Annotated in this window: 10 protein-coding genes and 1 tRNA gene; 1 reads left to right on the forward strand and 10 read right to left on the reverse strand. The window is 54.9% G+C overall.

Features of this window, described 5'->3' with window-relative positions; all coding sequences use genetic code 11:
- Positions 1-10: 10 nt before the first annotated feature.
- The 10 genes from LIO64_RS10830 to LIO64_RS10875 form a co-directional block, all read right to left on the reverse strand.
- A complete protein-coding gene (locus LIO64_RS10830; protein ID WP_290549460.1) occupies positions 11-871 on the reverse strand; it encodes a hypothetical protein in 861 nt (286 codons plus the stop codon).
- A gap of 4 nt (positions 872-875) precedes the next feature.
- Complete coding sequence (locus LIO64_RS10835; RefSeq protein WP_290549461.1) at positions 876-2372, reverse strand: hypothetical protein; 1497 nt, start codon at positions 2370-2372, stop codon at positions 876-878.
- Positions 2373-2491: 119 nt separating this feature from the next.
- Entirely contained in the window at positions 2492-4828 is a 2337-nt protein-coding gene (locus LIO64_RS10840) for a polysaccharide biosynthesis tyrosine autokinase (protein ID WP_290549462.1), read from the reverse strand.
- A gap of 24 nt (positions 4829-4852) precedes the next feature.
- Positions 4853-5650: a polysaccharide biosynthesis/export family protein gene (locus LIO64_RS10845; protein ID WP_290549463.1), complete on the reverse strand. Its 798-nt coding sequence runs from the start codon at positions 5648-5650 to the stop codon at positions 4853-4855.
- A gap of 36 nt (positions 5651-5686) precedes the next feature.
- Positions 5687-6349, reverse strand: coding sequence for a sugar transferase (locus LIO64_RS10850; protein WP_290549464.1), 663 nt, complete (start codon positions 6347-6349; stop codon positions 5687-5689).
- A gap of 716 nt (positions 6350-7065) precedes the next feature.
- Positions 7066-7716, reverse strand: coding sequence for an NUDIX hydrolase (locus LIO64_RS10855; protein ID WP_345779589.1), 651 nt, complete (start codon positions 7714-7716; stop codon positions 7066-7068).
- A 240-nt stretch (positions 7717-7956) separates the two neighbouring features.
- Complete coding sequence (locus LIO64_RS10860; RefSeq protein WP_290549465.1) at positions 7957-8598, reverse strand: ElyC/SanA/YdcF family protein; 642 nt, start codon at positions 8596-8598, stop codon at positions 7957-7959.
- 238 nt (positions 8599-8836) lie between these two features.
- Positions 8837-9586 carry an ankyrin repeat domain-containing protein gene (locus LIO64_RS10865; protein WP_290549466.1) on the reverse strand — a complete coding sequence of 250 codons (750 nt, stop codon included), beginning with the start codon at positions 9584-9586 and terminating at the stop codon, positions 8837-8839.
- Between the two features lie 507 nt (positions 9587-10093).
- A tRNA-Leu gene (locus tag LIO64_RS10870) sits at positions 10094-10176 on the reverse strand.
- Positions 10177-10246: 70 nt separating this feature from the next.
- A complete protein-coding gene (locus tag LIO64_RS10875) occupies positions 10247-10708 on the reverse strand; it encodes a RidA family protein (RefSeq protein ID WP_290549467.1) in 462 nt (153 codons plus the stop codon).
- A gap of 154 nt (positions 10709-10862) precedes the next feature.
- On the opposite strand from LIO64_RS10875, the gene LIO64_RS10880 reads away from it, so the two are divergent.
- Positions 10863-12527: a hypothetical protein gene (locus LIO64_RS10880; RefSeq protein ID WP_290549468.1), complete on the forward strand. Its 1665-nt coding sequence runs from the start codon at positions 10863-10865 to the stop codon at positions 12525-12527.
- Positions 12528-12534 lie beyond the last annotated feature (7 nt).

The following is a 12534-nucleotide window of genomic DNA, read 5'->3' on the forward strand; positions in this document are numbered from 1 at the left end:
ATGGACAAGTTTAATTGCCTCCGCAGGCATTCCCTTCCCGAAGGAAGCGGCGCTTCATGGACCGGAGTTCCAGCCGGCTACGCCACGTCTTCCAGTTCCTGGCGGCATTCCTGATTCTTGCGGAGCAAGGGGTCTTTTCCTCCGGATCAAAAAAACCCCTCCTGGAAAAATCCATGGATATGCCGTGCCGTTCAAACAGCTCCGCCACCGGCCCGTACCATTTGCCGTGGATGATGCCCGTGAAAATGTAAGGAATGATCTGGTACCCCTCCCGGGAAAACAAGGAGGGGTCCACCGTTAAAAACTCCATGCGGGAATACTTCGCCCTCCGGCTGCCGAAGTATTCGAACTTCCATGCGGATTCCTCCTTCCTCAACAGGGAAAGCAGCGTCTCCCGGCGCCACAGGGAGCCCTGGCAGCACGCATACCAGGGGTAATCCGGGTCACTGGTGAAAAGGCCTTCATACCGCGAAGGCTCACGAGCCGGAATTCCCTCCGGCGTCAACTGGATGCAGGGAATTTCCGGATGGGCGCGCATCAGCGCCGCATACCTTTCCACCGCCTCGCCGTCCACCGGCGCCGTCAGGAAGTAATCCTCCTGCATGTACAGCACCGTGTCCGTTTCCATGGCCTCCAGGGCCCATTTCAGGCATTCGCTCCACGTGGCCCTCCTGCGCCCTGGAATGATCCGGCCTGCGCAGCTCCTCAGGGAAACGACGTTTTTTTCCGGACCGGAGTAGGACTTGTATTCCGTATTCAAGTAGACGCGGGCGGAGCAATCAGGCCAATAAAGGGACCAGAGCCTGAAAAAAGGCTGCCAGCAGTCTTCAAAGGAATCACAGGTATTGACGAGAATGGAATAGGATTTCATGGAATTATCTGGAAAACTGGATTTTCCTCCAGGCGCTTTTCAGGAAAAAAACAAAGGTGCCGCGCTCCCTGCCGTCCAGAGAAAAAAACCAGAGGAAAAGGAGGAAGACGACCAGAAGCGAGCAGGTACGGAACAATACCGGAACAGGTGAAAGAGACGCATCAATCCGTGACAGGAGAATGCCCGCGGCAAACGTAGCCACGCTGGGAACAAGGCACGGCGCCAGCACCCGGAAAGAAAAATCCCGCAGGCCGAGACCAAGGCGGCGCACGCAAATGAAAAGGGCCAGAATCCCCCCCGGAAGGGATACGAAGAGAATGGCGGCCACATACATCATGCAGGGAGGCCACCCCATGCGGTAGAATCCCCAAGTAGAGCCCAGGAAAAGAATTCCGGACCCCGTTTTCACCAGCGTGTACAGGCGGATGTTCCCCTCCGCGTAAATGGCGGATCCCAGGCTGAGGAAAAGCTGTTCCAGCAGGGTCCTGGCAAGCTGAAGCCTGCAGAACAGGACCGCCCAGGCGGGAACGGAATGAAGCCAGAGGCCCAGGAGCCCCGGAGCCTCCAGAATCAGGGGAATGGCGAAAACCGCCATGAGCAGGTAGGCGAATTTGCAGCCGGACAGGGTGGCCCGCAGCATGAGGCCGCGGTTGCCCGCCCCTTCACTTTTTGAAATGACCGGATTCAGGGCCTTCAGCATGGTCCCGGAAAAGGCCATGGTTTGTCCGTTGATCTGCTGGGCGACGGCCTGCGCCGCATTGAGGGCGACGCCGAAAAAGTGGTTCAGGACAATGCCGACGCCGTATTCCGACAACATGCTGCTGGCGGAAACCGTGAAATTCCAGCCCGCAAAGCTCCCCATTTCCCGGAAAACGCCGCGTTTCCAATAACGCAGCGGCGCAATCACGCACTCCACATAATTCCTGCGGCAATAAACAAGCATGGCCGTCATGGCAAGGATGGAAATCCCGGCCATTAAAGCTCCGTACAGAATCAGCTTGTCTGCCAGCACGTGAACGACAAGCAGGGCCGCCCCCAGCTTCAGGAAAGATTCCAGAACGCCTATGACGGCGAAATACAGCATATTTTCATGGGCGTTCAGCATGGCTTCATAGGGAACGCCCAGAATGCCGGCCACGGTGCTGGCGATCATGGCCCAGTAAACGCACCTGGCGGCAAAAACCCGGTCTTCCGGAATATTGAGGAGATGCCCGAACAGGAAGGGGGCCGCAGCATACAGCAGGATTCCGACCATCACGGCAATGGCAAGATGGAGCACCACGCTAATATTAAACACGATTTTCTGTTTCTCCGGGTCCCCTTCCCCCTCCGCGTAGCTCATGAAGCGCTGGGTAGCCGCCGCCATGCTGGCGTTGAGAAAGGCCAGCATGGCAATCACGCCCGCCACCATGTTGAAAATACCGAAGTCGTCCACTCCCAAGGCATTCAAAACCAGACGCGTCGTGTACAGGGAAATGAACATGGTAATGCCCATTTTCATATACAGGAATCCTGTGTTCCTTATCACTCTGGAGACGGTGTTCATGAAACGGAGGAAGAAGAAAATCCGGGAAAAAGGCTATAGGGCGAATGCTGAAGAAAAAGGGGTGGTTAACGGCGCTATCCGTCAGTTTCGGAATACTCGTTGTAATAATGAAAACGGGAGTTTTTGAAATTCTCCGCATTGAGGATAACAGCTCCGGAACGGAATTCTCCTTTGTCCGCCAGCCCCTGGATGACGGGGACGTACTGCCTCTCTATCATGCCGCACCTGATGACATAAAGGACCAGGTCCGCATGGCGCGCCATGAGGGAGGCATCCGCCACGACCTCATAAGGGCAGCCGTCCAAAATAATGCGGTCATACCGGGCGCGCCAGTACCGGAGCAGCTCTTCCAAACGGCCCTGAGTCAACAAAGCGACGGGATTGGGGGGAACGGGGCCTGCCGTCACCAGGTCAAATCCCGGGAACCTCCTACCGGATTGCAGGACGGAATCCGGAGAGACCTGTGGATTCATCAGCAGGTGTACGAGGCCCCTGGCATTCTTCCCTCCGTAAAAGGCGGAAAGACTGGCCTTGCGGAGGTCTCCGTCAATGAGAAGGACTTTTTTCCCCGTCTGGGCATACACGGCGGCCAGGTTCAGGGCCGTAAACGTCTTCCCTTCCCCCGCCCTTGTGGACGTAAGGAACAGGACGCGGGGCGCTTCCTCCGGATTGGGCAGCAGCATAAGTTCCGCATTGTTGCGGAGGATGTGAAAACATTCCTCCATGAAGGAGCGGCCATTTGTGACGACCAGCGGCATCTTCTTCCGCTCCTTTCCGGAAAGCAGGGGCAGCTCCCCTGCCAGCGGCAGGTCCGTCAGGCCGGCAAGGTCCTTCTTATCCCGCACCTTTGTATTCAGGGCGTTTCCGGCCAGCAGGGTCACAAGGCTTGCAAAAGCGCCTCCGGCCATGCCGCCCAGCGTCATCAGGGACAGTTTGGGTGCTACGGGGGCGTTGGAGCCGAACGCGGGTTCCAGAATGCGCGCGCTCGGTTCCGTCGTGGCCAGGGCCAGGGCGTTTTCCTCCCTCTTTTTCAGCAGCATCAGGTAAAGTTCCTCCATGACCTTCTGCTCCCGGAGCAGAGGGACCAGGCCTTCATCCTTGGAAGCCATGTCCGACAAAAGCCGGTTGAGTTCATTCCGCTCCTTTTCCAGCTCACCCATCCTCACTTCCAGCGCATTGCAGTAATTGGCGATGGAACGGCCAATGGACTCGCGCATCTCCTTCATATTCTCCGCGAGGGAGGAAACCATGGGATTCTGCCTTCCCGCGCTGGCGAACAACTTTTTATGCTGGAGGAAATTGTCATTGAAAAGTTCTATCTGCTTGGCAATTCCCGCATCCTGAATGCCTATATTGGCGGGGATCATGTCCTGCCGCCGGCTCCGGTCCGCCAGCAGCTTGGCGAGCACCTTCACCTGAATCAACTCCGTCCTGGTGGTAAAAAGTTCCGTCCCTATTTCCTGCACCCTGTTGAACGTGGCATCCAGCGTCGTATCCATGTCCTTGACGATCCTGCTGTTGCGCTTGTAGTCAATCACCTGCTTGTCTACGCCGCCGAGCTGGCCACCGAGCTTGCCAATGCGTTTGACAATGAAATCCTCCGCCCTCGAGGCCGCCATTTGCTTCTCCCGTCTGGAATGGTCATTGTAAACCTCAATAAGATAATTCAGGGCGTCTTCCGCCTTTTGGGGATGGGAAAGCCTCAACGTTAGCTCTAGCAGGCTGCTTTCCTTGGAATCGGGCCGCGTTACGCTCAGCTGGCCCAGCATTCCGGCGGTGGCCTCCTTCACGGAAACGCGCTCCACGAAAATGGTCCTTCCCATGCTGCCTGAAGAAAAATGGGAAGTAGGGCATACCTTCACCGTAGCGAAGGAAAGCTTCAAAGGGACACCGAACTTCCCCTGCAGAACGTTTTCCCGGCCCTCCTTCTCCCGATAGGACAGGGAAAATTCCCGGCCATTCAGCGGAGTAACCGCCAGGGAGCAAGGCTGAAACGCCACCTCTTCACTGAACTCCGCCTTCAGAGGAGTCGTATGGTAAAGATCCACTTCCCGGATATTCCGCTTCTCCCAGTAAGAGACGTCAAGCCCCAGCCCCTTCACGACACGGCTCATCACCTCCGAGGACTTGACCACATAGCTCTCGTTCGCCAGATTGGCCTCCCCCGGCTTGAACCCCAGATCGGAAAGAATGATTTCCGAAACCTGGGCGTTCTTCTGCTTGTCATCCCTCAGCATGATGCGGGCGGTCTTCTGGTACGAATACCCCTGCCGGGCGCAAATGAAATAAGCCACCCCCCCGCCCAGCAGGGCGCACGCCAGAATCCATGGCCAGTACCTCCTGGCCGTGGAAAAAATGAACCGGAAGGAAAAAATATCGTTGTCCTCAGGCTGTATCACTGAAACGGGCATGAAAGGGAAACAGAATGAAACGGCTTACAGGCTGATGGCGATGACGGCAATAAGCAGGGACAGGCCCGAAAGGCCCCAAGTGTAGTACTGGGCGCTTTCGCTCCTCATGTTGATCTTGCGGTCCGACGGAGTGACATAAATAATATCATTCTGCCGGATGTAGTAATAAGGGGAGGAGAAAATGGACTTGCTGCGCAGGTCCAGCTTGACGATCTTCCGGTCACGCTCCATTTCCCGAATCAGCACGATGTCCCTGTTGCCGTCGATATTCAAATCTCCCGCCCGGCTGATGGCGTCAAAAATGGTGACGCGTTGGCCGTCCACCTGGTAGGAGCCAGGATTATTCACCTCCCCCAGAACAGAAAACTTGAAATTCATGATCTGGACATTGACGGAAGCGTCCTTAATGTAATCACTGTTGCGGAGCTTCGCGGAAATGTCATGGGCAAGCTGGGAGCATGTCTTCCGGGCGGCCTTCATCCTTCCGATGACCGGCAGGACAATATATCCCTCGTCGTCAACCAGATACCCTTTAGGCCGCGAATTACTGGCGTTGTTGGAGATGGAATTGCCCATTTCCGCCATAATGAAGGGGGTAGTCAGTTCCGGCTGCTTGCTGCTGACGGAAATATAAAGCTGATCGTCTTTTTGAATAGTCGTCTGGTATTTGGTGACTATATCCTGCCGGGTCTCACCCGTAATGTCCTGGATATAGAGAACCTCTTTCGGATTGACGCAGGAGGCCAGCAGCATGGTGCAGGCAGCCAGGGAGGCCAGGCGGAAAATTCCGGAAGAAAAGAGAGGGGGATGTTTCATCATCATTAAGGTATAAGGGTATGGCTTTAAACAAATAAACAGTCAGGATTCCTCCTGCTTGGACGGAAAAAGCACAGGAACGGAAAGATCGTTCCTGATGAGTACGCTGCCCGAGATGTTCCTGAAAGCGTCCTCGCACTGCCGCACATCCTTATGAGCCAGCAAGCGGACAACAGTTTGGAAAACGATCCTGGCGTCCATGAATAGGGAAACATTCCGGGCGTAAACGATGTCGTAGCACAACCGCCTATAGAACGGGATTCCGTTCCTTCCGTATACCTGGGCCATACCGGTCAATCCGGGCCGGACGGAACAGCGCGCCATGCGGCAGTGGCCGGGAAAAACATCCAGCTGCTCCGGAATCCATGGCCGGGGGCCTACAATGGACATGTCTCCCTTGATGATGTTGACCAGCTGAGGGAGTTCATCCAGGGAATAGCGGCGTAAAAAAGTTCCCAGCGGAAAAGACCTCAGATCATCCGGAAGCAGGAGCCCCTCCGGATCACGGGCATCCGTCATAGTCTTGAACTTAAAAACCCTGAACAATTTCCCGCGGTACCCCACACGCGTCTGGAAAAAAAACGGAGACTTCCGCGTATGAACCAGGAGTATTATGGATATAACGGCCAGAAGAGGCGATACGAACATCAATGTCCATAAGGAGATAGCAATATCCAATACACGTTTTCCAAAAAACTTATACATGACTCCACCCGCAAACTACCGGATTTCAAATCCGGCATCTGCCTGTCCGGGAAAAAACGTTCATCATCAATGATGATAAATAACTTGCATGATTCTGAACTTTCTTTTCATGCCGCCTTGCGGAAGACCTGCCATTTATATATTCAACCACAAGTATCTGATCCGCATGAAAAAATATTAATTCGTCATTGACGGCGGATTTGAAATCCGCACTTTTCATGACCTTAACAACAACAAAATGGAAAGGCGAAAAACACCGCCATTCCTGAAAAAGGAAACCGTTTTCCACTCTCACAGGAACAACCAGAATATTCCGGCCTCTATATTCCGCAGTTGAAGGGAACCGCCATGGCAAAACAGGAAAATTAAGGGAAAAGGAACTTGAATTTCCGCGGGTTGGAAAATTCTTTCGCAAAAGGACGGCATTCCGAAGAAATGCGCCTGGGACATGCGCCAAAAGCACACACCTTCACGGACAATGAATCGCCGGCAACAGGCATCAAGACAAAAAACCGGTCCTTATGGCACCATAGGCCGGATGGCATTCCCTGCCGGAGTTGAACCGAGCCTTTGCCGTTGGAGAGACGGCCTTCCTGACCGCTAGAAGAAGGGAACGTTACAGCCGGAATAAAACAGCCTGCTTTCCACAAGCCGCTGAAACTGGCATAGCACTTTTCCGGAAAGAGTCAATGATTTTGCCGCGGATTTTCTCTTTTTCAATCAAACACGGGGTTCCAGCAGGGATCATCCGCAGCGTCAAAACACATCAAAACCTGCTCCGGAGTGTTCTTTTCCAAAGCCATGGGAGGCAGTTCATCCCGGCCAAACCAGCGGCTTTCCGATGTTTCCGGATTGGCATGGAAGGAACCTCCCTTTTCCTCGCACAAGACAAAGATTTTACAGACTCCGTAGGCATAAGGGGGATGATTGTGCCTGTTCCTGTCATGCAGGGCAATCAGGCGCACGGCCTCTACATGCAGCCCGGCCTCCTCCCATACTTCCTTGACCGTATTGTCGCGCACGGATTGGTTCACATCCACCCAGCCGCCCGGCAGAGACCATAATCCGGAACCAGTTTCCCTGACCAGCAATATTTTACCTTCCCGGAAAATAGCGGCGCGGGTATCCATCTTGGGCGTTTGAAAACCGGTTTCACTGCAAAACAATCCCCGCACCATATCCATATCCAGCCCGGATTTGGCGCTCATGATTTCCGCGGCAATTTCCCTCAACCGTTCGAAACGCTCCAGATCATAAGGATCCCTGGCATAAGTTATGCCTGCCTGGGCCAGGAACTGAAGTTCCACCGCCCATTCCAGCCACTTTGGCGGCCGTGCATTGCGGACCGTATCACCAGCGTCATCTATATCCCCACCCTAGCACAAGGAGCCATTCCGGAGAACTCTATTTTCCTCCGGCCATCCCGCGGTGACGGCTTGTTCCCTCAATCCTTCCGGACCATTTCCCGTGAACGGGGCAGACTTTTTCACGCAACCAGCATGATTCATTCATTCCGCCTTTCATCGATCAGGGTTCTGCATTCCTCCGGGGTTACCGAACCGCAGGAAAAGACGCCTCATGATGCCCCCGGCTGCATGAGGCGTTGTTCATTTCCTCCCGCTGTCTTCCGGCAAAGCGACAGGTTCCCCCAAGAACTTCGGTTTACGCCCCCACAGCCACAAGTCCATCATCATCCATACACGCGCCGCACGTTCCCGGAACCAGCTTTTGACGCGTGAACGGCGGTTGGGTACATCCGGGGCGCTGACAGCCCAGGCGACCATTCCCTCATGTCTGGCAATCGCCAGGGCGCGTTCATTGTGAAACTCCTGGGAAACAACGATCATCGTAGAAACTCCAAAGACCTCTTTCATCCTCACCACGGAATCCAACGTCCGCAGCCCCGCAAAATCACAGACAATCCGGTCCTCCGGTACGCCGCGTTCCATCAGCGCCTGTTTCATCCATTCCGGTTCATTGTAGGCATGGGAACTGTTGTCTCCGGAAACGATAAAAGCCGTCGCCTTCCCTGCCCGCCAAAGTTCCGCCGCCGTATCCATCCTGTTATAGAAGTACCCGTTGGGGCCTCCCTGGAACGTAGGGGAACACCCCAGCACCAGCGCAGGCGCGCGGACGGGAATATCTGCGGAACGCTCAAAAATCCTGCCCTCGGAAGCAGAAGCGATGTACCACTCCGCCGCTGCCGACAACAGAACCACCGCCAGCAGGATGCCTCCCGCTACTTTCAAGATGAAAAAGAATAATCTTCTTTTATTCTGACACGGAAAAACCATACTTATTTTTCACCAAACAGATGTTCATTCCTTAACGATTAAGATTGCCAGCGCCTCTTGCGGCAGAAGCTCCATCAGGAACATTTCCGTCCATGCTGACCCTGAGAAAAACGGGGACGTAAATATTTCCAGGAGTCCGGATGCTTTTCCCTGACTTTGAGTTTACAAATAAAAAGTTAACAACCAATTTTTTTTATTTCCCTTTAGCTTTCATACGCGATTGAAGATAGGTTTTGACGGAAGGATGCACCGTCTGGATGTCCAGAACCGAATCTCCCCATTTATTCCTAGCCTTGATGTCCGCTCCGTGATCCACCAGAAACCCCGCCACGTCCAGATAGCCGCCCTCCGCGGCATAGATCAGCGCTGTTTTCCCGTACTTGGTTTTTGCCTTCACCTTGGCCCCTTTTTTGACAAGGTACTGGACCATCTCCAGGCATCCCCGCTCGGAAGCTTTCATCAGGAGCGTGTGCCCCTCCTTGTCCGTACCGTTCAAATCCGCGCCCTTGGCCACCAGAATTTCCATGCCTTCCATATTCCTTCCATCAGCGGCATACGCCAGCACGTTCCTTCCTCCCTTGTCCCTGGTTTTTACATTGGCTTTCCTGTCAAGCAAGTAGGCAAGAATGTCATTGCGCCTGCACGTAGCCGCACGCATCAGAGTGGTGATGCCGTATTCACGGTCCTTCTCATTGGGATCACATTTGCATTCCTCCACCAGATATTTGACGATGTCCATGTTCCCGCCTTCAATCGCCCTCATGAAGACGGAAATGCCGTACTTGTCCACCCCCTTGGCATCGGCACCCTTGGACAGCAGGTAATCAAAAATATCCTTGTCTCCCACATACGCCGCCCAGGCGAGAGGAGACCATGACATGCTGTCACAGCTGTTGACGTCGTTCCCTTTTTTCAAGCCTTCCAGCTGCAGCTCAAGATTCATCCAATTCTTCAGCCGGTTTTTAAACTTTAAAGGGTCAAGCTTGGATTTCACCGCTTTTACTTTGCTTAACGCGGCATCGTAAGAGTCAATGCCGGCGGCATCAGCAGAAAAAACGGAAACCGCAGACAAGCCCGCAGCGACCAACCAAACGGAGAGTCTATACAAATTCATATTAAAAGCAGGGTAGGAAGAAGATCCGGAAGCCTGACAATCAATCCTTCCGGACAGGTTCCAATATAAGGCGGAGCGTCTTTCCAGTCAATAGCGGAGAAACAGGCAAAACAGCTTGTCAACAATTCCTCTTTCCCGGAAGAACCAGGGAAGATTGCATGCAAGCTCATTCAACCCAATCGGAAGTCTTCTTGAACCACTTCTCCGCCAACTATGGGGTAACTATTTTTGACCGGAGATACAAGTAAGAAGCGGTAATTTCCGTAGGCGTGAAGACGAAAAAGGCCCGCTATAAGCGAGCCTTTTATCTACGCAATTTATTGCTGTTTAGTGAAGTACCCCCGACCGGACTCGAACCGGTACGTCCTTGCGGACAACAGATTTTAAGTCTGCAGCGTCTACCATTCCGCCACGAGGGCATTGACCGGACGGCACTCTACAGGAATGCCGCAGGGATTCAAGCACGAATCCCTTCCGGACTTTTAAATCCTAGTCGCAAACTTCCACGACCATGCTGATTTCCACAGCCACGTTGAGCGGCAGGGCGGATACGCCCACGGCCGTGCGGCTGTGGCGGCCGATTTCACCAAAGGCTTCCACCAGCAGGTCGGACGCGCCGTTCAGCACCTTGGGATGATCATAAAAATCAGGTCCGGCGTTCACAAATCCGTTCACGGCCACAATGCGGGATACTTTTTCCAGGGAGCCCACCGCCTGCACGATGACGGCCAGACGGTTCAGCATGGCGGCGCGCGCAGCGGCCTGCCCTTCTTCCACCGTTAAGTCCTCCCCTACCTTGCCGAAGTATTTGTCCTCCCCGTTGACGGAAATGCCGCCGGAGAGGTGAAGCAGGTTTCCCGTGCGCACGCACTGCACGTAGGAACCCACGGGCGCAGGTGCGTCATAAATGGCATAACCAAGGTCGGAAAGGCGTTGACGTATTTTATCCATAATAGAGAATTTGACAAAGGTTGGATTGGAAGAATGCACCGGAAATATTTGCATTTCCAGATGCATTTCATGACATTTTGAACAATTTTCCGCCCGTTTGCACGTAAAATGATTGCCATAGGCCTCATTTAGTTGCTATTGAAACAACCCGTACATGATGACCGACGAAACTCCTTCCACCAACCCCAAGCAGCAGATTCCGGATCTTTCCGGCCTGGCCGACTTCCAATTTGGTCCGGCCTGGGCTAGACCGGGAGCCCGGCAGGAACGTTCCGCCTCCTACCCGGAACACAGGTCCGGAGACAGGCAGGGAAGCGAACGCCGCCCGCGGCGCGATAATCGCGAAGGACGCCAGCCCCGGGGCGAACGCCGTTTTGACGGTCAGAATGGTGAAAGGAGATTCAACCGGGAAGACCGCAACCGCGGCTCCTTCCGGCCGCGCCGTGACGGAGACCGCCGCGAGCAGGCGCCCCGGCCGCCGCTGCCTGAACCGGCGGAAGGCCTGCGCGTGGAGCTTCGCCCGGTGGATTCCGGCCTGGCCGCACTGCATCAGGAGGTGCAGAAGCACCGCCGCACCATTTCCCTGCTGGACCTCGCGAAGGTGGTCATGGGTTCCTATGACCGTTATGACCTGGTGTTCATGAAACAGGAGAACGGCCCGGACCTGTACCAGTGCAAGCACGGCGACGGAGCCTGCTTTATTTCCCGCCAGGAGGCCGTCAAGCATCTCTGGCAGTCTTCCTGGATGTCCAAGTATTATGAGACGGTGGAACAGGAAGTGGAAGCGCCCAAGGGCGATTTCAAGGCCATTGCCAAGTGTTCCCTGAATAACGAACTGGTAGGGCCCGTAAACTGGCACGGCTACCAGTCCGCCCTGATGAACCTGCACCGCACCAAGTTTGCCAACATGCCCTTTGAGGCCTTCCGTTCCAAGATCGTGACGGATAAGAGCGAAGAAGCCGTACAGGCATGGCAGGACGCCGTTTCCAAGCGCACTGCCTGGAAACCCGTCCGGGAAGGAGCCTCCGAAGTTCTTCTGGAATCTCCCGCCGCCGTGGAGCAGGATTTTGAATCCAACCATTTTGAGGATTGCTATGACGTCACGGACAAGGTGTTCGTCAATGGAGCCGTAAAAAAGAATCATCTTTCCCCCGGCCTGTGGGCGCACCTGATCCAGTTGTCCGGCACGACCCGCCGCCATCCCAGCATGCTGATTCCCAACCTCTGCCACGGGCTGGCGCGCCATCACATGCCCATTTTCAAATGGAAGGGCAACCATTACACAGGCCCGGCACGCCCCAAGGCCATGGAAGAAGGCACGGTCCTTTCCGATTCCCTGATGTCCATCGCCACCTGGGCGGCCAAAAATCCGGGCAAGGGCGTAGACGCCATGCTCAAGGAGCTGGCGCCCGTTCCTGATCCGGAACAAGCCACGGAAGAGGAAGTAGCCCAGGCCAAGGAAAAACAGCAGAACCTGGTCCGCGACCTGTTATGGCTGTCCGAACAGGGCTACATTCTGGTTTTCTCCAACAACACCGTCAGCCGTCCCAAGGCAGTTCCCACCCAGGCGCCCTCTCCCAAGAAGGTTCCCAAGGACAGGCAGAAGAAGGAAGAGAAGGCGCAGGAGACCCCGGCAGCGGAAGCCGCCGCTCCGCAGGAGCAGAAGGAGGCCGCCCCTTCTTCCCAATCCCCGGCCGTCCAGGAAGAACCGGCTGAAGAAACTGACACAGTGACAGAATCCGCAGAAGCTGCCGCCGTACCCGCGGAGGAAGAGGCTCCTGTGGAAAATGTTCCGGCGGCGGTTCCTGTGGAAGCTTGACGCTTTT

This window comes from Akkermansia sp. (assembly GCF_020860705.1).
Lineage (GTDB): Bacteria > Verrucomicrobiota > Verrucomicrobiia > Verrucomicrobiales > Akkermansiaceae > Akkermansia.